This is a genomic window from Stenotrophomonas sp. TWI1149 (assembly GCF_039673155.1).
Classification (GTDB): Bacteria; Pseudomonadota; Gammaproteobacteria; order Xanthomonadales; family Xanthomonadaceae; genus Stenotrophomonas; species Stenotrophomonas maltophilia_AA.
Window position 1 is genome coordinate 156,443 of record NZ_JBDJLB010000004.1, and the last position, 23,843, is coordinate 180,285.

The following is a 23,843-nucleotide window of genomic DNA, read 5'->3' on the forward strand; positions in this document are numbered from 1 at the left end:
GTTTAAAAGTATGGGCTCAGGCGTGCGGCACGATCAGCTTCAGGCCCTTGAAGTAGTCGCGGTAAAATTTGTCGTTCCAGGTGATCAGACCGTCGCACTGCAGCAGTGCATGCGACCCGACCATGAATTCATCCAGCCCGCGTGGCTTGGCGCCGCGCTGCCGGTGGCGGCGATGCATCTCGCCGGCGCGCAGGGCCGATTTGGCCTCCAGTGGACTGAAGTGGACGCCCATTTCCTCGAGTGCCTCCTGCACTTCGGCACCGCCGCGCAGCGATGCGCAGATCTCGGCCAGGGTCACCCCGCAGATCACCACGCGGCCGCCGACCAGGCTCTGGCGCAGGCCGGCTTCGACCGCGTCGGCCTGCGGACCATTGCTGAGCAGTTCGATCAGGACCGGTGAATCGACGGCGATCATCACGCGCTCATTCCTCGTCGCGGACCGCGCGCACGGCCGCTTCGGCCGAATCGAAACCATCCAGCGCGAACTTGCCGCGGGCACGGGAGATCGCATCGTCCACGCTCTTGCGCAGGATGATCCGGCTGCCTTCGAGCTCCACCTTCAGCTGCGTGCCCTTGGTCAGGCCCAGCGCATCACGGACCGCCTTGGGCAGGGTGATCTGCCCGCGCTCTGCAACGGTAGCTTCCATCGGTACGCCCTCCAAAGTATGCACAAATTATACATACTTCCACAGGCATACTTCCACTGGAGTACTGATCTGGCCGGCGAGACCGTTGGCACAGAAAGGATCTGTCTCATCCATGACACGAGGGATACATATCTCCGTGTAGCCTGAGACCAACTGCCGCAGGTGGCATCCGGCTGAATCGTTCATACTCGGAACGGTCGCCGGCCTACCGGTCAGCGGCGAACGCAAGCAGGTCTGCCTCGGGCGGGCCAATGCAAGCCATCCGCAAGAGGAGTCACCCGCAATGAGCGATTCGTTCTCCACCCGCAGCCAGCTGGACGTCGGCGGCACCACCTACGACTACTTCAGCCTGCCCAAGCTCGGACAGACGTTCGACATCTCCCACCTGCCCTACTCGATGAAGATCCTGCTGGAGAACCTGCTCCGGCATGAGGATGGCGGTGTCACCGTCGGCAAGGACCACATCCAGGCCGTCGCCCAGTGGGACCCCAAGGCCGAGCCGGACATCGAGATCGCCTTCATGCCGGCCCGCGTGGTGCTGCAGGATTTCACCGGCGTGCCCTGCGTGGTCGACCTGGCCGCGATGCGCGATGCGGTGGTCAAGCTCGGCGGTCGGCCGGAGCAGATCAATCCGCAGATTCCCTCCGAGCTGGTGATCGACCATTCGGTGCAGGTCGATGTGTTCGGCACGCCGGACGCGCTCGACCTCAACGGCAAGATCGAATTCCAGCGCAACGAGGAACGCTATGGCTTCCTGCGCTGGGGCCAGAAGGCCTTCGATAATTTCAAGGTGGTGCCGCCCAATACCGGCATCGTCCACCAGGTGAACCTGGAGAACCTGGCCCGCGTCGTCATGACTGCGGACAAGGACGGCAAGGCAGTGGCCTATCCGGACACCGTGTTCGGCACCGACAGCCACACCACCATGATCAACGGCATCGGCGTGCTGGGCTGGGGCGTCGGCGGCATCGAAGCCGAGGCCGCCATGCTCGGCCAGCCGTCGTCGATGCTGATCCCGCAGGTGGTCGGCTTCAAGCTGACCGGGCGCATGCCCGAAGGCGCCACCGCCACCGACCTGGTGCTGACCGTCACCCAGATGCTGCGCAAGCACGGCGTGGTCGGCAAGTTCGTCGAGTTCTTCGGCGAAGGCCTGCAGCACCTGCCGCTGGCCGACCGCGCCACGATCGGCAACATGGCCCCGGAGTATGGCGCCACCTGCGGCATCTTCCCGATCGATGAAGAGTCGCTGACGTACCTGCGCCTGTCCGGCCGCAGCGAAGCGCAGATCGACCTGGTCGAAGCCTATGCCAAGGCCCAGGGCCTGTGGCACGACGCCAACACCGCACATGCCAGCTACAGCGCCACGCTGGAACTGGACATGGGCCAGGTCAAGCCGTCGCTGGCCGGCCCGAAGCGCCCGCAGGACCGCGTGCTGCTCGAAGACGTCAAGCAGAACTACCGCGAGAACCTGGTCGGCCTGACCACCAACCGCGACAAGCGCAACGATGACGTGTCCAAGTTCGTCAACGAAGGCGGCGGCGCGGCGGTCGGCAACGAACAGCTGGCCAAGGGTTACAGCGACGTGGAGCTGGAGGGCAGGAAGTTCCGCCTGAAGGACGGCGCGGTGGTCATCGCCGCGATCACCTCGTGCACCAACACCTCCAACCCGGCGGTGATGATCGGTGCCGGCCTGCTCGCCCGCAACGCGGCGGCCAAGGGCCTGGACCGCAAGCCATGGGTCAAGACCTCGCTCGGCCCGGGCTCGCGCGTGGTCACCGATTACCTGGAAAAGGCCGGTGTGCTCACCGAGCTGGAGAAGATCGGTTTCTACGTGGTCGGCTATGGCTGCACCACCTGCATCGGCAACTCCGGCCCGCTGCCGACCGAAGTGAGTGCCGGCATCGCCGCCGGTGACCTGGTGGTGGCCTCGGTGCTGTCGGGCAACCGCAACTTCGAAGGCCGCGTGCACCCGGAAGTCAAAATGAACTACCTGGCCAGCCCGCCGCTGGTCGTCGCCTACGCCATCGCCGGCACTACCGACATCGACCTGACCACCGAGCCGCTGGGCACGGGCAGCGATGGCCAGCCGGTGTACCTGCGTGACATCTGGCCGAGCAACAAGGAAATCGGCGATGTGATCGCCGCGACCATCGGGCCGGAGATGTTCAAGAAGAACTACGCCGACGTGTTCAAGGGCGACACCCGCTGGAACACCATCAAGTCGCCCGACGGCGATCTGTATGAGTGGGATGGCAGTTCGACCTACATCAAGAACCCGCCCTATTTCGAGGGCATGACGATGGACGTCGGCCACATCGACGACGTGCATGGCGCCCGCGTGATGGGCCTGTTCGGCGACTCGATCACCACCGACCACATCTCCCCGGCCGGCAACATCAAGAAGGATTCCCCGGCAGGCCGCTTCCTGCAGGAACGTGGCGTGCAGCCGGCCGACTTCAACAGCTACGGCAGCCGTCGTGGCAACGATGACGTGATGGTGCGCGGCACCTTCGCCAACATCCGCATCAAGAACCTGATGTTCGGCGGCGAAGAAGGCGGCAACACCCTGTACTTCCCGAAGGACGGGGGCAAGCCGCAGAAGCTGGCGATCTACGATGCGGCCGTCAAGTACAAGGCCGAGGGCATCCCGCTGGTCGTGTTCGCCGGCAAGGAATACGGCACCGGCTCCTCGCGCGACTGGGCGGCCAAGGGCACCAACCTGCTGGGTGTCAAGGCGGTGATCGCCGAGAGCTTCGAGCGCATCCACCGCTCCAACCTGGTCGGCATGGGCGTGCTGCCGCTGCAGTTCAAGAATGGCGACAACGCGCAGAGCCTGGGCCTGGACGGCTCGGAAGTGGTGGACATCACCGGCCTGCAGGATGGCGCCAGCAAGTCGGCCACCCTCACCGCGACCCGGGCCGACGGCACGAAGAAGACCTTCGAGGCCCATGTGATGCTGCTGACGCCGAAGGAAGTGGAGTACTTCAAGCACGGCGGCCTGCTGCAGTACGTGCTGCGCCAGCTGGCGGGCAAGAAGTAAGCCAGCCGCCGCGTTTCAGGCGGCACCGGGTCACGCCCCCGCGCGGTCGTGACCTCCCGGTAGCCCACGACCGTTGGTCGTGGGCAGGCACCGCGCATGTCGCAAACAGCGCGCCCCGCTGCCCCTCCGCCACCTTTCTTCACCGGCCCTTCGCGTTTTCCATTCGGGACGGTATGCTGCCGAGGCATGAAACGACGGATACTCTCCGTCACCGCATCACATCATCCACGTTTCCTGGAGGGGGAATATGAGTCTGGAACGACCCTGGCTGCAGAGTTATCCCAAAGGCGTACCCGCCGAGATCGACGTCAACGAGTTCCATTCGGTTTCGGCCGTCTTCGACACCTCGGTGGCCAAGTTCCGCGACCGCCCCGCCTACTCCAGTTTCGGCAAGGTCCTCACCTACGGGGAAACGGACGCGCTGGTCGAACAGTTCGCCGCCTACCTGCTCGGTGAGCTGCAGCTCAAGAAGGGCGACCGCGTCGCCCTGATGATGCCCAACTGCCTGCAGTACCCGATCGCCACCTTCGGCGTGCTGCGTGCCGGCCTGACCGTGGTCAACGTCAATCCGCTGTACACCGCCCGCGAGCTCAAGCATCAGCTGGTGGATTCCGGCGCAGCCGTGCTGGTGGTGGTCGACAACTTCTGCGACACCGTGCAGCAGGTCATCGCCGATACGCCGATCAAGCAGGTGGTGACCACCGGCCTGGGCGACATGCTCGGCGCCAAGGGCATCGTGGTGAACTTCGTGCTGAAGTACATCAAGAAGATGGTGCCCAACTACAGCCTGCGCGGCGCGATCCGCTTCAACCAGGCACTCAAGCTGGGCAGCCGCCACACCCTGCCCAAGGTCGAGATCGACCACGACGACGTCGCCTTCCTGCAGTACACCGGCGGCACCACGGGCGTGGCCAAGGGCGCGATGCTGACCAACCGCAACCTGGTGGCCAACATGCAGCAGGCCTCGGCCTGGATCTCCGCCTCGGGGATCGAGATGGGCAAGGAGGTGATCATCACCGCCCTGCCGCTGTACCACATCTTCGCGTTGACGGCGAACGGCCTGGTCTTCATGAAGTTCGGTGGCTGCAACTACCTGATCACCAACCCGCGCGACATGAAGGGCTTCGTCAAGGAGCTCAAGGCGACCCGCTTCACCGCGATCACCGGCGTCAACACGCTGTTCAACGGCCTGCTCAACACCCCCGGCTTCGACGAGATCGATTTCTCCTCGCTGAAGGTCACCCTGGGCGGCGGCATGGCGGTGCAGCGCGCCGTCGCCGAGCGCTGGAAGAAGGTCACCGGCGTCACCCTCGTCGAGGCCTATGGCCTGACCGAGACCTCGCCGGCCGCCTGCATCAACCCGCTGGACCTGGCCGAGTACAACGGCGCCATCGGCCTGCCGATTCCGTCCACCGATGCCTGCGTGAAGGATGACGCCGGCAAGACCCTGGCCGTCGGCGAAGTCGGCGAGCTGTGCATCAAGGGCCCGCAGGTCATGAAGGGCTACTGGCAGCGCCCGGAGGACACCGCCCAGGCGGTCGATGCCGAGGGCTGGCTGCACACCGGCGACATGGCGCGGATGGACGAACAGGGCTTCTTCTTCATCGTGGACCGCAAGAAGGACATGATCCTGGTGTCCGGCTTCAACGTGTACCCCAATGAGGTCGAAGACGTCATCGCGATGATGCCCGGCGTGCTCGAGGTCGCGGCGGTCGGCGTGCCCGATGAAAAGTCCGGCGAAGTGGTCAAGGTGGTCATCGTCAAGAAGGACCCCAACCTCACCGCCGAGATGGTCAAGGAGCACGCGCGTGCCAACCTGACCGGCTACAAGCACCCGCGGATCGTGGAGTTCCGCAAGGAGCTGCCGAAGACCAACGTGGGCAAGATCCTGCGCCGCGAACTGCGCGATACGCCCGCGCCGTAACGGTTCCCCAACGGCGGCATCTTCACAGGGCCCCTGCCGGCAACGGCGGGGGCCTTTTGCATTGCCTGAGATGCCGGGGGTGTAGGATCGCGGCGTGTGGACCCGTCAGGCCCGCCGCCCACCGTCCTCCCAGCGGGCCAGCCTCCGAGGAAATCGCCATGAGCACCATTGAAAAGCTGCCCGTCAACCGCCGCTACGCCACCATCCGCACCGAGACCACGGGGAACGACGACGCCCATTGGCTGTACATGCATGCCGATGCCGGCAGCGGCATCCGCCCGTGCTGCCGCAAGGACATGCTCGATGAAATGTGGAATTTCATGAGCGCCATCACCCGCACCCCGGCCGAGCGCAACAGCGGCAAGCTGCGCCATTTCGTGCTCGCCTCCGATGCGAACGCGTACAACCTGGGCGGTGACCTGGACCTGTTCACCCGCCTGATCCGCGAAGGCAACCGCGACCGCCTGCTGACCTACGCGCAGCGCTGCGTGGAAGGCGTGCACCACCTGCACACCGGCTTCGGTGGCGACGTGCGTTCGATCGCGCTGATCCAGGGCGACGCGCTGGGCGGCGGCCTGGAGATGGCCCTGGCCTGCCACACCATCGTGGCCGAGGAAGGCTGCGGCATGGGCCTGCCGGAAGTCCTGTTCGGGCTGTTCCCGGGCATGGGGGCCTACTCGTTCCTGTGCAAGCGCGTGGCGCCGCAGCTGGCCGAGAAGATCATCCTCGACGGCCGCGTGTATTCGTCCGAGGAGATGCATGCGATGGGCGTGGTCGACGTGCTGGTGCCGAAGGGCCAGGGCGTCAAGGCGGTCGAAGACCTGATCCGTCAGCACCAGCGCATTCCGCATTCCTACCTGGCGATGAATGCCGCGCGCAACCTGGCCCAGGCCGTGCGTTACGACGAGCTGCTGGAAATCACCAAGGTGTGGGTGGACTCCGCGCTCGCGCTGGGCGACAAGTCGCTGCGCACCATGGATCGCCTGATCAAGGCCCAGACCCGCCGCGCCACCCTCGACGTCGCCTGAGTCACCCCCTCCCCTGTGTTGTTCAAGCCCGGCGGCCGCCGGGCTTTTTTTCAGCGCATGTCGCCGCCGTCGTCCGCCTGGCCCTGGGTCCGGCGCTGCGCACGCGCCTCCAGTGCCTGCCGGCCTTCCTTGATCCCCGCCTGCAGCAGGGTCACGCGCTGCCGCCATTCACTCTTGAGCTGCCAGTCGGCCATGCGCATCAGGTCGCCGGCACGATTGGCGACGCGGACCAGGCCGAGATTGCTGGCTACGCCCTTGATCGCATGCGCCTGCTCACGGAAATGCACCCAGTCGCTGCGCTCGCCATCGGCCAGTGCCACGCCGACGCACTGCTCGGCATCGGCCAGGCATTGGCGGATGAACTCGCGTTCGAAGCCATCGCCCATGCCGAGCGAGGCCAGCTCGTCGAGCACGCCCGGATCCAGCACGCCATCGAGTACGGTGGCAGTGCGCACGATCGGCGCACTGGCCTTGAGCTGGCCATTGGAGGCGATGTCGGCCAGCACGTCCAGCAGCCGCACCGCGACCACGGGCTTGGCCAGGAAGGTATGCGCACCAGCCTGGGTGCAGCGCTGGATCGCCTCGGGGGTGACATCGGCGCTGAGCACCAGCACCGGCGTGCGCGGACCGCCGCCGGCCTGCATCACGCGCAGCTCCTTGAGCATGTCCAGGCCGCTCATCCCGGGCATGTGCAGATCGACGATCGCCGCATCGAAATCGCTCTCGGCCATCGCATCCAGCACCGCTTCGCCGCCGTTGACGCACAGCACCTTGTGGCCGGCCTTCTGCAGCAGCCGCTGCAGCACCATCCGGTTGGCCTCGTGATCATCGGCGACCAGGATGTGCATGCTGCGCACGCGCGCGCGATGACGCAGGAAGGGATCGGCGAAGGCGATGACATTGCCGTTGCGGTCCGGCAGCCCGTCGCCGACCAGGGCCGGGGTGACCGTGCCCAGCGGCACGCGCGGCGGCGCGAACGGCAGCTCGAACCAGAAATGGCTGCCCTGCGGCGGATTCTCTTCGTAGCCGATGTCACCGCCCATCGCCTCGACCAGGCCCTTGGCGATGGTCGTGCCCAGGCCGGTGCCTTCGTGGCGGCGCGCCATGCTGACGTCGGCCTGCTCGAATGCCTCGAACAGTCGCGGGCGCATCTCCGGCGCGACGCCGATACCGGTATCGAGGATGTCGAAGCGAAGGCGCACCCCGCCGTTGGATTCGGCATGCAGCACCGCGACGCGGATCTCGACCCGGCCGTGGTCGGTGAACTTGACCGCGTTGCCGGCGATATTGAGCAGGATCTGGCGCAGGTGACCGAGATCGCCGCGCAACAGCGGCGGCACGGTATCGGCGACCTTGACCCGGTAGTCCAACCGCTTGGCCTTGGCCTGCGGCAGCAGGATCAGCCCGATCGCCTGGATCACATCGGCCAGCGCGAAATCCTCGGCGTTGACGCGCAGCTTGCCGGCTTCGATCGCGGAGATGTCGAGCACTTCCTCGACCAGCGCCAACAGGCTGCGCGAGGACGCCTGGATGGTGTTGACGCACTCACGCTGCTCGTCGTCGAGCTTGGTCGTGGCCAGCAGCTCGGTCATGCCCGACAGACCGTTGAGAGGGGTGCGGAACTCATGGCTCATGTTGGCCAGGAAGCGGCTCTTGGCCTCGCTCGCACGACGGGCCTCGGCCATCGCCCGGGTCAACTGGCGCAGCAGCGTGGAGAAATACAGCGGCACCGCCGCCAGGCCCAGCCACAGGCCGAACGCCAGCCGGGCATTCTGCTCCCAGTACGGCGTGAGCAGCGCGGTGCTGCCGAAGCTGACCATGGCCATCGCCACGGCCACGTACAGATAGTTGTTGCCGTAGCGCATGCCGTTGCCGACGGTCACCCACATCACCACGATGTAGACCCAGGCCAGCGGCTCGCCCATCTGCACCATGCCGGCGGCGATGAGACCGTAGTCGGCGAGCATGCCGGCCACGCGGCGCGGATCCGAGCGCCCCGGCCGCCACAGCAGCCAGCCGAACAGGCCCAGCGACAGCGTCAGGCCGGTCAGCACGATCGCCAGCACGCCGTGGTACTGCTCCGGCGGCAGGTCGTGGCGGGGCCCTGGCATCAGGACATACAGCAGGATCAGGGTGATCAGCACGATGCGCACGATCGCCTGACCGTGCTCGGTGTCCGGGCGCTGCGCCAGACGTTGCTTCAGGCGCGGGTACAGACGACGCATATCACATCCCCGGGCGGGATGACGCAGTGGAGTGCTGTGCGCAGATCTCGTCAAGCTGGAGGCGGCCGCGCAGCAGGGCATCGACGCAGCGCGGATCAAACAACCGACCACGCTGGGCGTACAGATAAGCCAGCGTGGCTTCCATGGTCCATGCTTCCTTGTACGGACGGGGTGAGATCAGGGCATCGAACACGTCGGCCACCGCCACGATCCGCGCTTCCAGCGGAATGGCATCACCGACCAGGCCATCGGGGTAGCCGCTGCCGTCGTAACGCTCGTGATGGCGCAGCGCGATCAGCGCACCGACCTGGATGAAACGGTTCTGGCTGCCGCTCAGCAGTTCATAGCCGATCCGCGGGTGCCGGCGCATGATCGCCTGCTCCTCGTCGTTCAACTTGCCCTGCTTGAGCAGCACGGCATCGGGAATGGCGATCTTGCCCATGTCGTGCAGGGGCGCGGCCATCTCGATCAGCTTCACCTCCTCTTCCGGCAGCCCGAGCTGCTCGGCGATCAGGCCGGCGACATGCGCCATGCGCTCCAGGTAGGCGCTGGTGCCGGCATCACGGAACTCGATCGCCCGCGCCAGCCGCGACAGCGTCTCGCGCTCGCGCTCCTCGACCTCGTGCATGCTGGCCAGCAGCCGCTGCTCCAGCGACAGCGCGCGCTGCTTGACGTTCTCCGACTGCTGGCGCAGCTGCAACAGGTTGTAGCAACGCGCGCGCAGTTCGCGCGGGCGGATCGGCTTGACCAGGAAATCGATCACCCCCGCTTCCAGCGCGGCCTGGCGGATCGGCTCGTCGCCGACCACGGTGATCAGGATCACGGGGATGTCGCGGTGCTTGGGCAGGCGACGGAAGCGGCGGGCGAACTCCAGCCCGTCCATCTCCGGCATCCGGTAATCCAGCAGCAGCAGGTCCACGGCGTGCGACTCGCACCAGGCCAGCGCCGTCAGCGGATCGCCGAAGTCGTGCACGGACAGTTCCGGCGCGATGTCCTCGATGACATGGCGCAGCATGGTACGCGCGGACGTCTGGTCGTCAACGATGACAATATTCAAGGCTGCTTCTGCCTTCTTCCTTGACCACACTGGAACATGCTGCGGAGAGGATACTCCGCCGCTCAGCACACTGGCACCTTGCATGGGTCCGCCTCCCGTCATGAACACCCCAGTTCATGATCGTCGTCACAGTGTGATGCCGATGTGGGCATCCCCCTGCGACCCGTCATGGTCTGTGGCCATCACGCCATAGCGCCTGTTAAGGCCACGCAGAAACCATACTCGCGCGGCCACGGGAGCGGAACCCCCATCCGGACGTGCCCCAAGCACGCCCGGACGCAGGTCTCAGTTTTCGGGACGCATATACGGGAACAGCAGCACGTCACGGATCGAGCTGCTGCCGGTCAGCAGCATCACCAGGCGGTCGATGCCGATGCCCAGGCCGCCGGTCGGGGCCATGCCGTATTCCAGCGCGCGGATGTAATCAGCGTCGTAGTGCATGGCCTCGTCGTCGCCGCCTTCCTTCGCCGTGACCTGGGCCTGGAACCGGGCCGCCTGGTCTTCCGGGTCGTTCAGCTCGGAGAAGCCGTTGGCCAGCTCCTTGCCGTTGATGAACAGCTCGAAGCGGTCGGTATAGCCCGGCTGGTCATCGTTGGCACGGGCCAGCGGCGAGACTTCCACCGGGTGGTCGGTAATGAAGGTCGGCTGGATCAGGGTGTTCTCGACGGTGGCCTCGAAGATCTCCAGCAGCAGCTTGCCCCAGCCGTAGGACGGCTTGATGCGGATCTTCAGGCGCTCGCAATGGGCGACCAGCGCATCGCGGTCGGTGCAGTCGGCCGCGCTGATCTCCGGGTTGTGGTGGCGCACCGCCTCGTCCATGCGCCAGCGGCGGAAGGCCGGGGCCAGGTCGATGGTGGCGCCATCCCACTCCACCGTGGTGGTGCCCAGCACCTTGCTGGCCACGTCACGGATCACGCCTTCGGTCAGGTCCATCACTTCGGTGTACGTGGCGTAGGCCTCGTACAGCTCCATCATGGTGAATTCCGGGTTGTGGCGGGTGCTGACGCCTTCATTGCGGAAGTTGCGGTTGATCTCGTACACGCGCTCCAGCCCACCCACGACCAGGCGCTTGAGGTACAGCTCCGGGGCCACGCGCAGGTACAGGTCCAGGTCCAGCGCGTTGTGGTGGGTGGTGAACGGCTTGGCCGTGGCGCCGCCGGGGATGTAATGCATCATCGGCGTTTCGACTTCCAGGAAGTCGCGGTTGTCCAGCCAGGCGCGCATGGCGCGGATGATCCGCGAGCGCTTGATGAACACCTCGCGCGACTCCGGGGTCACGATCAGGTCGACATAGCGCTGGCGGTAGCGCTGCTCCACGTCGGCCAGGCCGTGCCACTTGTCCGGCAGCGGGCGCAGCGACTTGGTCAGCAGGCGCAGGCTGGTGGCCTTGACCGACAGCTCGCCGGTCTTGGTCCGGGTCAGCCCGCCCTCGACGGCGATGATGTCGCCCACGTCCCAGCCCTTGAAGGCGGTGTAGGCATCGCCCAGGGTGCTGCCCTGCAGGAACAGCTGGATGCGGCCGGACTCGTCCTGGATCTGGGCGAAGCTGGCCTTGCCCATCACGCGCTTGGCCATCAGGCGGCCAGCCATTTTGACCTGGCGGCCGCTGGCTTCCAGTGCTTCGGCAGTCCACTGTTCGGCGTCGGCGAACTCGGCCTGCAGGGTGCCGGCGAAGTGCTCGCGGCGGAAATCGTTCGGGTAGGCGATGCCCTGCCCGCGCAGGGCGGTCAGTTTCGCGCGGCGCTCGGCGATGAGGCTGTTCTCGTCGACGGGGGGCTGCGGCGCGGCGGTCTGATCGTTCATGGCGTGGGTCTATGTATGTCGGGGGGAGGTACGGTCCCCGCCATCATGCCGATGGTCGGGGCGGATTGCGAAACCGGGCGTGCCCGGGCACAACGGATCGGGGCCGCGCGTGGCGGCCCCGACGGTCAGGCGTCGGTGCGTTTGGCACCCACGGCCAGGCCGGACTTCAGGCTGGCTTCGACGAATTCGTCGAGATCGCCATCCAGCACCTTCTGCGTATCGGAGCGTTCGATGCCGGTGCGCAGGTCCTTGATACGGCTCTGGTCGAGCACGTAGTTGCGGATCTGGCTGCCCCAGCCGATGTCGGACTTGGTGGCTTCCACCGCGTCGCGCTCGGCGTTGCGCTTCTGGATTTCCAGCTCGTACAGCTTGGCGGCCAGCATCTTCATCGCGTTGTCGCGGTTCTGGTGCTGGCTGCGACCGGTCTGGCAGGCCACGACCGTATTGGTCGGGATGTGCGTGATACGCACCGCCGATTCGGTCTTGTTGACGTGCTGGCCACCCGCGCCGGAGGAGCGGTACACGTCGGTACGCAGGTCGGCCGGGTTGATGTCGATCTCGATGTTGTCATCGACTTCCGGCGACACGAACACCGAGGTGAAGCTGGTGTGGCGGCGGTTGTCCGAATCGAACGGCGACTTGCGCACCAGGCGGTGCACGCCGGTCTCGGTCTTCAGCCAGCCATACGCGTAATCGCCTTCCACGCGTAGCGTGGCCGACTTGATGCCGGCGACGTCGCCGCCGGAGACTTCCATCAGCTCGGTCTTCCAGCCGCGCGATTCGCACCAGCGCAGGTACATGCGCAGCAGGATTTCGGCCCAGTCCTGGGCTTCGGTACCGCCGGCACCGGCCTGGATGTCGACGAAGGCCGCCGCGGTATCCATCTGCCCGGAGAACATGCGCTGGAATTCCAGCTGTTCGACGTGCTTCTGGTACTTGTCCAGGTCGCTGACCACGGCCAGGGCGGTTTCTTCGTCCTGTTCGCTTTCAGCCAGTTCCAGCAGTTCGCCCGACTCGGCCAGGCCGTCGAGGATCGTGGCGATGCCGCCGACGGTCTTCTCCAGATTGGCGCGTTCGCGGCCAAGGTTCTGGGCGTACTCGGCGTTGTTCCAGATATCCGGGTTTTCCAGTTCCCGGGTTACTTCTTCCAGACGCTCTTTCTTGGCGTCGTAGTCAAAGATACCCCCTGAGCGAGAGCACGCGATCGGTGAGATCGGTGATGCGCTGGCGGACAGGATTGAGCTCGATCATGTCGGCGATTAATGCGTGCGAAAAGACTGTCCATCATAGCCTATCCGGGGCTTTCCGGCGGTGGCCGGGGCGCCGGGCGTCGCGTGGGGCTGGGTAAAAACGACTTCACTGAACACGGACGGCCGGCCAGGCGGTAGACTTCCGCCCCGCCGCGCGGCGCCCTGCCCTGCGGTTCCCCCAACGCACTACATGGAGCACCACCCCGATGAGGACGTCATCCTCCGCCCTGCTGCTGGCTCTCGCCTGCCTGACCGCTTCCACCACCGCCTCGGCCCTGGACCTCAAGCAGCTGACCAGCACCGGCCTGAAAGCCGGCCAGGCGCTCACCCTGTCCGACCAGGACGTGGCCAAGGCCGCCGACGAAGCCTGCGTCTACATGGACCAGCAGAACAAGGTCGCCCCCGCCAACAATCCGTACGCCCAGCGTCTGGCCAAGATCACCCAGGGCCTGGCCAATGAAGACGGCATGAGCCTGAGCTTCAAGGTCTACCTGACCGAAGACGTCAACGCCTGGGCCATGGCCAACGGCTGCGTGCGCGTGTACTCCGGCCTGATGGACATGGCCTCGGACGACGAAGTGCGCGGCGTGATCGGCCACGAGATCGGCCACGTGAAGCTGGGCCACTCCAAGACCAAGATGCGTACCGCGCTGCTGGCCTCGGCCGGTCGCGACACGCTGGCCGCCTCGGGCAATGCCAACGTCGCCACCCTGACCCAGGGCCAGCTCGGCGCCTTGGCCGAAGGCTTCGTCAACGCGCAGTTCTCGCAGAAGGAAGAAAGCGCCGCCGACGAGTACGGCTACCGCTTCATGAAGCGCCACCAGTACGATCCCGCCGCACTGGCCAGCATGTTCCGCAAGCTGTCCAGCGATGGCGGCCTGATGTCCTCGCACCCGGGCTCGGAAGCCCGCGCCGGGCGCATCGACGCGATGATCAAGAAAGACAGCAAGCGCTGAGTTCCCTGCCGGCACCCTGCTCCGCCAGGGTGCCGGTCAAGCCCGGCAGGATCAGGCCGGTGGCTGCACGGCCAGCGCCTGCCGGAACGAGGGCAGCTGCCGGCGACTGCACGGTACCCGGCCGCCATCGTCCATGTGCAGCAGTGCCTCGCCCCCGTCCAGCGGCTCGATCGAGACCAGGTGCCGCACGTTCACCAGCCAACTGCGGTGGGCACGCACGAACAGCGCCGGATCCAATCGTTCTTCCAGCGCCGCCATGGTGCTGCGCAGCGGGTAATCGTGCCCGCGCACCCGCAGGTTGACGTAGTTGCCGGCCGCCTGGGCGTACTCGATATCACCGGTGGCGACCAGGAAGTCGCGGCCCAGCTTGCGCACCAGGAACCGTTCTGGACGCTCCACGGCGTCCACCGGCGGAGCATCGTCCGGCGCGGCCAGCAGATGCGCCTCGCCCTGCCGGCGCCGCCCGAACCAGCTGAAGAAGTGCTCGATCGCCACGAAGGTGAAGAACGCACGGACATCCTTGAGGTACTCGTACATCAGGCGCACCGGCCAGGTGGCATCGTCCTGGTAGTGGTAGCCGAGCGCGGCATAGGCGAGATGGCGCAGCCCCATCATCCCGGTGACATGCACCAGCGACCACGCCACGCTGGCCAGCAGGTACAGCGGCAGCCGCCGCTTCCAGGTATCGGCGTGCAGCGGCCAGCGCTGGCAGCCCCACCACAGGACCGGCAGCGTCAGCAGGATCATCGTGACGCTGCTCAGCTCCCAGATCATCGGCTGCCACAGGCCCAGGTCTTCGCCACGGCGACCCGCATCCATCACTTCCACCAGCGCATTCGCCACCGCCGTGGTCAGCAGGATCACCGACCACACCAGCATCCGCGCACCCGGCCGCCACCGCGCGGCACGTCCGTTCGCCATTGAATCATCCATTCGCAAAGGGTCGTCAGCCTGACTCATCCCGCCATGGTAGTGCGCCCCACCCGTCCCTTGGCGACCGCCATTCGTCACTTGCCCCCGGCGGCAGGCCCCTCCGCCATGGCGGACCGCGCGGCGACTGCGCACCGTGCAGTCTCCTTTCCTGCCTGCCCCGTCCATGCCACGCCGCCACGACATCGACGCCCTGCGCGTGCTCGCCTTCGCCCTGCTCATCCTCTATCACACCGCCATGGCCTACGTGGATGGCTGGGGCTTCCATCTCAAGAGCGAGTACACCGCCGAGTGGCTGCAGTGGCCGATGCTGCTGGTGAACCGCTGGCGGATGCCGTTGTTGTTCCTGCTCTCCGGGATCGCCATCGCCCTGATGCGGCCCGAGGCGCACATCACGCGCTTTGCCGTGCTGCGCACGTGGCGGTTGCTGCTGCCGCTGCTGTTCGGCATGGCCCTGGTGGTGCCGATCCAGCCGTACTGCGAGGCAGTGACCAACGGGCATATCGAGCCCGGCTTCGGCGCCTTCCTGCTGCGCTACTGGCTGATGCCGGCCTGGCCGCAGGACACGTTTGCCGGCTGGCAGCTGCGCATCACCTGGAACCACCTGTGGTACCTGGCCTACCTATGGGTCTACACACTGGTGCTGGCGCTGCTGATGCCGGTACTGGATACCCCTGCGGTGCGCCGCGCGGTGGAGCGCTATGCCCGGGCACCCGCGCCGATCCTGATCGGGCTGCCCACGCTGCTCTCCTTCGGCTGGGTGGCCTGGCTCGATCCCCGGTTTCCCTCGACCAACCTGCTGTTCGGCGATTGGTATCAGCACGCCAAGTACGGCACGGTGTTCCTGGCGGGCTACCTGTTTGGCCGCGCCACGCCGTTCTGGGCACGCGTGGTTGAACTGCGCCGGATCACCCTGTGGGTGGCGATCATCGCGGCGGGCTGGTACTTCGGCATCCGTATCCTGGGGCGGGTGTTGCCTGCCGATTCGCTGCTGCGGCAATGGCCGGAGAGCGTCTGGACGCTGCAGGTGATGGCCAGCCAGTCGCTGTACCTGTGGGCCGTACTGCTGACCCTGCTCGGCTGGGCCAAGGTGTATCTGGATCGCCCGTTCCGCTGGCTGCCGTACTGCACCGAGGCGGTGTATCCCTGGTACATCCTGCACCAGAGCCTGATCATCGCGCTGCTGTTCTGGCTCAAGCCGCTGCAGCTGGGGCCGTGGTGGGAGCCGCTGCTGGTCGTGGCCGGGACGGTGGCGGCTTGCCTGCTGCTGCACGAAGGGCTGATCCGGCGCGTTGGTTGGCTGCGCCCGCTGTTCGGGCTGCGCCGGCAGCGGTTGCCGTCGATCCGTCCCGCCGCCCGTGGTGCAGCGGCGGGATCACCGGAAACGAGCTGAGCAGCTACTTCACCTCGAACTCCCCGACCAGCACCGTCTCCGCCCGGTCCTTCAACCGCAGCGTGACCTGCTGGTCACGCTGGTCGCGGCTGCCCCATTTGGTGCTCAGGCGCAGCATCAAGGTGGTGGGCCCGGTGACCAGCTGCTCGCGGCTGCCGAAGTAGTTCGCTTCGATCTTGTAGATGCCGGGCTTGGCATCACGCAACGAGAACTGCTCCGGGCCATAGCCGCCGGTGAAGTCCTGCGACATCTGCCCGCCCTGGTAGGTCAGCCGGTTGCCGTAATACGCGCGCTCGCCATTGGGATCGGTGACCCACAGGTCCATGTCGCTGTTGTCGCTGTCCCAGCTCAGCACCACGCGCAGGTCCAGCGGCATCGCACGGCGCAGGCGCGGATCGATGGCCGAGGCGTCGACGCGCTCGCGGGCGATCAGCCGGGTCAGCTCATCCAGCGCGATCAGCGAGATGCCGTCGAAGCGGCCATCCCACGGGCGCACCACCACTTCATACAGCGATGCCACCGCCGCCTGGTACTCACCCGCCGCTTCGAGCGCCAGACCCAGGTCACGGAAACTCTGCGGCTCCTCCTCGCCCATCGCCAGCACTTGGCGGAACACCGGCACGGCCAGTGCCGGCGCCTTGGCCTGCATCAGGCGATAGCCGAGCACGCGCAGTACGTGGCGGTTTTCCAGTTCCATCTCGGCCAGGTTGGAGAGCACGCGCAGGGCCAGGTCGCGCTGTCCGCTGGCCAGCAGCAGATCGGCCACGTCCAGATAGAAGGCGCTGCTGCCGGCGTGCTGTTCGCGCTCCTGCAGATACAGCGGATACAGCTGCGCCGGCTTGGCATCGCGCAGGCGGCGTGCATAGGCCGAATCCGGTGCCCACGGTGCCAGGGTCAGGGTGATCTGCCCGTTGTTGGCCTTCGGTGCCGACTTGGCGCGACGTTCAGTGGTGGCCTCTGCCTCATCGGCAACCGCCGACGCAGTCAGCTCGACACGGTCCGGCGCCATCGGCGCCGCAGGTGCCGGCGGTGGCGCGGCCATCGCCATGGCGACTGGCGCGGCGACGGCGTGCACGTCCGGCTTGGGCCGCGGTGGCGCATCCTTGGGCCAGCGGGTATTCCACCACTGCTCGCGCTCGGCGAACTGGCGGGCGATGCCATCCAGGCGGCGCTTCCGCTCGCTTGCCACATCCGCCACCGTCACTGCATGGCGCTGGTCGTAGGCTGCGCGCAACGGGGCCGGCGGACGGATGCCGTAGCGCAGGTAATCCTCCAACGTTTCAAGAACCAGCAGCGAGGTATCGGCGGTCACCACTCCGAACTGCTGCGACAGCGCCTTGGCCGCCGGCGCCCCGGCCGGGTCCGCCGCCAGTGCGCCCAACCGGGCATTCGCCCACGCGTGGGCGACCAGGCCGCCTTCCGCCACGCGTGCGTCCGCGACGTCGAGGGTGATCGGCTGCGGCTCGCTGCCGCCACCGCGCAGAGACAGCAGCACCGTCGCATCGGGACGCAGCACGCGGCCGGTAACGCGGATCCACCCCTGCGTGGCGCTGGAGGCATCCACGTTCACGTCCTCCACGCCACGTGCCCGCACCTCGCCGACCTCGACCGGCTGCTGAAGCAGCAGCGGCATCACGCCTGGCACCTCCGCCTCGCTGCTCACCTGCAGCAGCTGGCCATGATGGGCGCTGGTCCAAGCGCGCAGGCGCGGTGTGTCGGTCTTCGCACCGGCGCTGCTCAGCGCATACAGGCGTTGATCGCGCGACAGCGTGGGCAGCGTCTGGCTGCCGTAGTTGGCCAGGCCATCGCTGACCAGCAGGTACTCGCCAATGGCGGGGTTGGGGGTCCAGTCGCCCAGCGCACTGGCGCCATCGTTGGGCAGCGCCCGCAGGTACTCGCGCAGTGCCGACCAGTCGCCCTTGTTGATGGTGAACTCCCGCGGCGTTTCGCTGCGGTCACGCAGCACGGTCAACTGGACCTGGCCGCTGCCGAAGGCCTGGAAGTAGCGATCCAGCACAGCGCGTTCAGCCGCACCGTTGCGTGTACCGGCCGAGCCCGATGCATCCCACAGCAGGCCGATGCGCCGAGGCAGGACACGCGCAGCGGTGGACGTGCGAACCGGCACGCTGGCCAGCAGATAGCGCTGCCCCTCATGCAGGCCAGTGACCACGTCCGTGCTGCGCGCGAGCGGAAGGCTCCACTGCAGGTGTGCAGGCAGATCCGCGCCGCGCCCTTGCCACTGCGCCGCATAGGCGCCGGTCTTCAACGTGAACCCGAGGGGATTGACGCCCACGGCGACCGGCTGGCCCGTCCCGCTGGCCTCCAGCCGGACCGTCACCTGCTCCGCCTGCCGTGCGAAGAACACGGGCAGTGACCACTGCAGGCCCTGCGGTACGGTCGGCAGGCTGTCGCGCAGCACTAGACGGACGCGACGCTCACCGCGGGCCGGGATGGGATAGAGCCGCAGCCGGAACTGATTGCCGGCGGTCTGCTCCAGAAGCCCCGGATCGACCTGGCGACGCTCGATCGCCTCGAAGACCTGGCGGCCCTGCGCCTTGGGGACCGGCACCGCGTCGCGCAGCTCACCACCGATATCCAGTGCGAACCCGGCCACCTGTTGGCCCGCGGCCAGTGGGAACGCCAGCTGCCCTTCCAGCACCCGGGCATTGGGATTGTGGAAGGTCAACTCGATCGTGGTTTCGCCCAGTCCCGCCATGACACGGCTGTCGATACGCGCCTCGGTCAGCCGGACCGGCACTTCGGCGCCCGCCACCTGCAGGATGGGCGGCCGTGGCGGCGGGAAACGCCGCGCCTCGGCGTGGACGCTGGGCAGCTGCCAGCACAGAAGAGCGAGCAGACCGATACTGCGCAGTGCGAGTCCCATGTGACGCTCCTGATCCGATGACACTTCCTTGAACGCATGGCGATCCACAACGGGGTTGAGCGCTGGCAACCGCCCGTTCCGGTCATGGACGCCTCATCCGTGCTGGGCCAAGATCGCCCTCCACGGATTGATGGACCAAGGATGCCGCATGCGCCTGTTGTTGACCGCCCCGCTGTTGATGGGGCTTGCCCTGCCCGGCTACGCCGCCGCCCCCGTTGAGGGCGTGACGTTCGGCCACCGCGACTGGATGCTGGCCTGCGACAACACCCGCACCTGCCGCGCCGCCGGTTACCAGGCCGATGAGAATGGTGGCGACCCGGTCTCGATCCTGCTGACCCGCGCGGGCGGGCCGGACCAGCCGGTGCATGCCGAACTGATGCTTGGCCAGTACGACGACAACACCTCCACCCAGCGGCTCAGCCTGCAGATCAATGGCGCTTCGCTGGGCCCGATGCAGTTCGATGCCGCCGAGGGCACCGCCACGTTTTCCGCGAAGCAGCTCGCGGCCCTGCTCGCTTCGCTGGCACGCAACAGCCGGATCGAGCTGATCGGCGACGACGGCGCACGCTGGACGGTGTCCGATAAAGGGGCGTCGGCCGTGCTGTTGAAGATGGATGCATTCCAGGGCCGCCTGGGCACGCCGGGCGCACTGATGCGCAAAGGCACCCTCGCCGAGTCCTCGGTGCCGCCCGCACTGCCGGTGCCGGTCGTGCGGCTGGGCAAGCCGGTGGCGACCCGCCCGGCAGACGAGGCGCTGGCCGCATCACCTGCGCTGCGCGCCGCCCTCGCCGCGGTGACCTCGGCCGACGATTGCGAAGCGCTCGGACCCGGCGGCAGCCTGTCGCCGGATGGCGAACCCGAGGCACTGACGGTGCAGCGGCTCAGCGCCGACAAACTGCTGGTGTCGCTGAGCTGCTGGCGCGCCGCGTACAACACCGGTGATGGTTACTGGGTGATCAACGACCGCGCGCCGTACCAGCCGCGGCTGGTCACCACGGCAGCCGTAGGTGATGACGTACGCACCATCCAGGAGGCGCACAAGGGCCGTGGCCTCGGCGATTGCTGGTACTCCACCACCTGGGGCTGGACCGGCACGGAGTTCGTGAGGACCGCTGACAGCAGCACTGGCCTGTGCCGGCTGGTGGCCGCCGGTGGCGCCTGGGAGATGCCTACGCTGGTGACCGAGGTCCAGGAGTAAGCCATTACGCTGCCACGCGCGGCGATGCTCAGCCGTCGTCGTCTTCCCAGCCGTCGAAGGGGAACAGCGCGGGAAGGATCGTTTCCATGATCGCCATGCTCTGCATGACGGCGTGGTCGGCCGAGTACGGGCGCGAGAATACGGCGTGGTGGGCGTGCACGGGCCGGTCCGGTGCGCTGGAGAGGTGTTCAACGTAGGCGGCCAGCAGGCGTTGCGCGGCCTGTTGGCGATCCTTCCCTTCCTGCGCCGCACGCAGCGCTGCATGCACGGGGCGCAGCGTTGCGGGATCGGGCAGCTGGCAGGTGTACGCCAGCGCGCCGGACTGATCGTCCGCATCCCGGTAATCGTCCGGGTCGTCCGATGGCTGGTAGTCCGTGGCCACGCAGCGGGTCCTGCTCAGCCGCGCCATCACCGCGGCAACCGCGTCGTCGACGGTGATCGGACCGGTGGACGCGCCGTCTCCGCCCTCGATCCGTGCGGCCAGTTCGTGCCGCAGCAGCCACGCCACGCTCTGGCGCGAGCCGTCCAGGTCCGGGAATTCGAAGCCCTCGCGGGCGGAGAGTTCGGTGCGTGCGGTCTCGTCACCCTGCAGCACGATGCGGCTCTGCAGGTCGAAACGTTCGGTGGGCGATGGGAGCCTGTCAGGCATCCGCGCAGTGCTCGATGATCAGCTGGATCGCGCCGCCTCCCCGGTAGTCATCACTGACCAGCCGGTAAGCGATGTGGACGTGGTTGGCCGGCGCATTGCCGGTCCAGCCGCTGAAGTGGATCGCGCTGACCGGCTCGGGGCGGCCCGGCACGCGCAGGCTCAGCTTGAGGTGCTTTTCTTTGAGCACCTGCCAGCGCGCCACCTGGAAGTGACCATCGAACAGCGGCTCGGGAAAGCCCTGCCCCCATGGCCCAGCCAGGCGCAGCGCCTCGGCATGGGCGAAATCCAGCTCCTGCGGCAACAGCTCGCCGTCGGTGAGCAGCAGCTGCTGCAGCGAGAGCGGATCCAGCGTGCGCTCCACCACGTCCACGAAGGCCTGCTCGAACGCGGGCAGCTTCGCGTGCGGCAGGCTCAGGCCCGCGGCCATGGCGTGGCCACCGAACTTGTCGATCAGGCCCGGGTGCGCGGCGTTGACCAGCGCCAGCGCATCACGGATGTGGAAGCCGGGAATCGAGCGCGCCGAGCCACGCAGCGAATCGCCGCCCGGCTCGGACGGCGCGAAGGCGATCACCGGGCGATGCAGGCGATCCTTCATCTTGGAGGCGACCAGCCCGACCACACCCGGATGCCACTCGGCATCGAACAGGCAGGCCGCGACCGGGCGCACACCCTCGGCACTGAGCACCGCACGGGACACCGCCAGCTCCGCGTCGTCGGTCATCAACTGCTGGACCGCACGGCGCTCGGTGTTGATCGACTCCAGCGTCGTGGCGATCTCACGCGCGTGGGCGCGGTCTTCGGTGAGCAGCAGTTCGATGCCCAGCGCCATGTCTTCCAGCCGGCCGGCCGCATTCAAACGTGGGCCGAGCGCAAAACCGATGTCGCTGCCGGTGAGGCGCGAGGCATCGCGTCCGCTGGCCTCGATCAGCGCCTGCAGGCCGACGCAGCCCTTGCCGCTGCGCAGCCGGCGCAGGCCGGCCGAGACCAGGGCGCGGTTGTTGTCATCCAGTGCGACCAGATCGGCGACCGTCCCCACCGCGACCAGATCCAGCAGGGTCAGCAGGTCCGGCTCCGGCGTCGCGGCAAATGCGCCCTGCTCGCGCAAATGGCGACGCAGCGCCATCAACACGTAGAAGATCACCCCGACGCCGGCCAGTGCCTTGCTCGGGAAGGCATCGCCGCTGATGTTGGGGTCCACGATCGCATCCGCGGGCGGCAGGTGTTCGCCGGGCAGATGGTGATCGGTGACCAGTACTTTCCAGCCCAGTGCCTTGGCCGCGTTGACGCCGGCGTGGCAGGCGATCCCGTGATCGACCGTGACCAGCAGGCCGGGATTGAGCGGAGCCAGTTCGGCCACCAGCGATGGCGACAGCCCATAGCCGTGCAGCATGCGGTTGGGCACCGCGTGCACCACGTCGTGTGCGCCGAGCATGCGCAGGCCGCGTACGCCGACCGCACAGGCGGTGGCGCCATCACAGTCGAAATCACCGACGATCAGGATGCGTTCGTTGTTGGCGATCGCATCGGCCAGCAGCGTTACCGCGGCCTGCATGCTGCCCAGCAGATCCGGCGCGTGCAGCTGGGCCAGCTTCGGCTGTGCCTGCGCGGCATCGGTAACCCCGCGCGCGGCGTACAACCGCTGCAGCAACGGCAACATGGATGACGGCCACTCACTGACGGCGGCGGCAGGACGGCGCTGGATACGGGGTGCTTCAGACTGGGTCAAAACGGGCTCGATCAATGACGTGCGCGACCATGATACTGCCCGGGGAACGCATCCACGCATGGCGTGGATCTACCCCGGAATACGGGCATCACAACGGTAGATCCACGCCATGCGTGGATACCAGCAGCACGAGGTAGATCCAAGCCATGCGTGGATGGCGCAGCCTGTCCGGTGGAGCCGGCCACTGGCCGGCTGTCCTTCGACGGACTCAGAGGTCGTGCAGCTGCACCGGCTTCTTCCAGAACCGCCAGCGCTGGCCTTTGTCGATCTCCACGCACGTGCCGTCCTCGAAATCCAGGACCAGCCGCGTCAATTCCCCGCGCGCGATCGCCGCCAACAGCGGCCGGATCGCATCGTTGCCCAACTGCTCCAGCGAACGCAGCTGGCGCAGGTCCACCAGGGCATCCACGGTCTGCTCGCCATCGGCCTGCAGGCCTGCCGCCTTGGCCAGCGCCTGCAGCAGCGCATCGCGGCTGCGGACCTGGGCATGCGCGGTGGTCACGCGTTCGGGCAGCGCACCGCCGCCCCAGAACCACAACGAGTTGATCGCCCGCTTGCCATCGGCCACGCGCTGCTGGGTCCACGCGTGCTGATGCAATACCACCTGCGCCTCGGTCAGCAGGGCGCGCCAGCGGCGGCCCGCATCGCCTTCGGGGAGATGGGCGAACAGATCATCGCCGAGCACTTCATCGGGCTCGGCGAATACCGGCAGCGTGGTGCCGGGCGGCAGGCGCAGGTACCACCGCGACGGCACCGGGGCATCCAGCACGAAACCGTAGCCGGCAAACAATGGCTGCAAGGCCGGCAGCAGATGCATCACATCGGCGAGATCGGGCCGCAGGGTATCCCCGTGCCCCATCAGGCGTGCGCCATGCATGTCCGGCACCACGTTGGCCGGATCGGCCCGCAGCCATACCGCCCCGTCGGCGTCGCCGACATCCAGCTGGCGGGTCAGGGCTGCGGCCGACCACGCGTCCGGCTGCGTCTGGAAGTGCCGACGCAGCTGGGCGCGCTCGCCCGCCTCGGCGCTGCGGCGTTCCGCACGCCCCAGCGCCTTGGCGACGTCATCGGGCAGCGGCGCCGCCGGAAACCGGCTGCGCGCCGGCAGCAACAACGTCGCCGTGGCCATCGCC

Annotated in this window: 17 protein-coding genes; 6 read left to right on the top strand and 11 right to left on the bottom strand. The window is 67.2% G+C overall.

Translation table 11 applies throughout. The features are described 5' to 3' along the window. Positions 1-16 precede the first annotated feature (16 nt). Complete coding sequence (locus ABE424_RS06210) at positions 17-415, bottom strand: type II toxin-antitoxin system VapC family toxin (protein WP_176989067.1); 399 nt, start codon at positions 413-415, stop codon at positions 17-19. A gap of 7 nt (positions 416-422) precedes the next feature. After that, positions 423-647, bottom strand: a complete 225-nt coding sequence (locus tag ABE424_RS06215; protein ID WP_019182937.1) for an AbrB/MazE/SpoVT family DNA-binding domain-containing protein — start codon at positions 645-647, stop codon at positions 423-425. A 283-nt stretch (positions 648-930) separates the two neighbouring features. On the opposite strand from ABE424_RS06215, the gene acnA reads away from it, so the two are divergent. From acnA to ABE424_RS06230, 3 genes are all read left to right on the top strand, one after another. Next, the gene (gene acnA / locus ABE424_RS06220) at positions 931-3,687 is read left to right on the top strand and encodes an aconitate hydratase AcnA (protein ID WP_346492143.1); all 2,757 of its coding nucleotides are present in this window, start codon (positions 931-933) and stop codon (positions 3,685-3,687) included. Positions 3,688-3,934: 247 nt separating this feature from the next. Continuing rightward, positions 3,935-5,611 carry a long-chain fatty acid--CoA ligase gene (locus ABE424_RS06225; RefSeq protein WP_346479403.1) on the top strand — a complete coding sequence of 559 codons (1,677 nt, stop codon included), beginning with the start codon at positions 3,935-3,937 and terminating at the stop codon, positions 5,609-5,611. A 158-nt stretch (positions 5,612-5,769) separates the two neighbouring features. After that, complete coding sequence (locus tag ABE424_RS06230; RefSeq protein WP_346492142.1) at positions 5,770-6,639, top strand: crotonase/enoyl-CoA hydratase family protein; 870 nt, start codon at positions 5,770-5,772, stop codon at positions 6,637-6,639. Between the two features lie 50 nt (positions 6,640-6,689). Here ABE424_RS06230 and ABE424_RS06235 read toward each other — a convergent pair whose 3' ends face one another. The 4 genes from ABE424_RS06235 to prfB form a co-directional block, all read right to left on the bottom strand. Continuing rightward, a complete protein-coding gene (locus ABE424_RS06235; RefSeq protein WP_346492141.1) occupies positions 6,690-8,864 on the bottom strand; it encodes an ATP-binding protein in 2,175 nt (724 codons plus the stop codon). 1 nt (position 8,865) lies between these two features. Beyond that, positions 8,866-10,005, bottom strand: a complete 1,140-nt coding sequence (locus ABE424_RS06240; RefSeq protein WP_313212483.1) for a two-component system response regulator — start codon at positions 10,003-10,005, stop codon at positions 8,866-8,868. Between the two features lie 201 nt (positions 10,006-10,206). Next, on the bottom strand, positions 10,207-11,724 hold the full coding sequence (lysS, locus tag ABE424_RS06245) for a lysine--tRNA ligase (RefSeq protein WP_346492140.1): 1,518 nt from the start codon (positions 11,722-11,724) through the stop codon (positions 10,207-10,209). A 125-nt stretch (positions 11,725-11,849) separates the two neighbouring features. Next, positions 11,850-12,975, bottom strand: a protein-coding gene (gene prfB, locus ABE424_RS06250) for a peptide chain release factor 2 (protein WP_121036696.1) whose coding sequence is annotated in 2 segments (ribosomal slippage) — positions 11,850-12,899 and positions 12,901-12,975 — 1,125 coding nt in all. Because the reading frame shifts where the segments join, the coding sequence is not laid out codon by codon here. A gap of 205 nt (positions 12,976-13,180) precedes the next feature. On the opposite strand from prfB, the gene ABE424_RS06255 reads away from it, so the two are divergent. Further along, positions 13,181-13,930 (top strand): M48 family metallopeptidase, encoded by a 750-nt coding sequence (locus tag ABE424_RS06255; protein WP_346492139.1) that lies wholly within the window; start codon positions 13,181-13,183, stop codon positions 13,928-13,930. Between the two features lie 51 nt (positions 13,931-13,981). Here the strand turns inward: ABE424_RS06255 and ABE424_RS06260 are convergent, their stop codons facing one another. Next, a complete protein-coding gene (locus ABE424_RS06260) occupies positions 13,982-14,851 on the bottom strand; it encodes a LytTR family DNA-binding domain-containing protein (RefSeq protein ID WP_346492138.1) in 870 nt (289 codons plus the stop codon). A gap of 175 nt (positions 14,852-15,026) precedes the next feature. Here ABE424_RS06260 and ABE424_RS06265 point away from each other — a divergent pair, with 175 nt between their 5' ends. Next, on the top strand, positions 15,027-16,253 hold the full coding sequence (locus ABE424_RS06265) for an acyltransferase (protein ID WP_346492137.1): 1,227 nt from the start codon (positions 15,027-15,029) through the stop codon (positions 16,251-16,253). 4 nt (positions 16,254-16,257) lie between these two features. Here ABE424_RS06265 and ABE424_RS06270 read toward each other — a convergent pair whose 3' ends face one another. Next, complete coding sequence (locus tag ABE424_RS06270; RefSeq protein WP_346492136.1) at positions 16,258-19,137, bottom strand: VIT domain-containing protein; 2,880 nt, start codon at positions 19,135-19,137, stop codon at positions 16,258-16,260. A gap of 148 nt (positions 19,138-19,285) precedes the next feature. On the opposite strand from ABE424_RS06270, the gene ABE424_RS06275 reads away from it, so the two are divergent. After that, a complete protein-coding gene (locus tag ABE424_RS06275; RefSeq protein ID WP_346492135.1) occupies positions 19,286-20,335 on the top strand; it encodes a DUF1176 domain-containing protein in 1,050 nt (349 codons plus the stop codon). 28 nt (positions 20,336-20,363) lie between these two features. Here the strand turns inward: ABE424_RS06275 and ABE424_RS06280 are convergent, their stop codons facing one another. From ABE424_RS06280 to ABE424_RS06290, 3 genes are all read right to left on the bottom strand, one after another. Next, complete coding sequence (locus ABE424_RS06280; RefSeq protein WP_346492134.1) at positions 20,364-20,984, bottom strand: hypothetical protein; 621 nt, start codon at positions 20,982-20,984, stop codon at positions 20,364-20,366. Further along, positions 20,977-22,641 (bottom strand): single-stranded-DNA-specific exonuclease RecJ, encoded by a 1,665-nt coding sequence (gene recJ, locus ABE424_RS06285; RefSeq protein WP_346492133.1) that lies wholly within the window; start codon positions 22,639-22,641, stop codon positions 20,977-20,979. Before recJ ends, ABE424_RS06280 begins: the two co-directional genes overlap by 8 nt. Before the next feature lie 277 nt (positions 22,642-22,918). Continuing rightward, complete coding sequence (locus ABE424_RS06290) at positions 22,919-23,839, bottom strand: phosphoglycerate mutase (RefSeq protein WP_346492132.1); 921 nt, start codon at positions 23,837-23,839, stop codon at positions 22,919-22,921. Between the last annotated feature and the right edge of the window lie 4 nt (positions 23,840-23,843).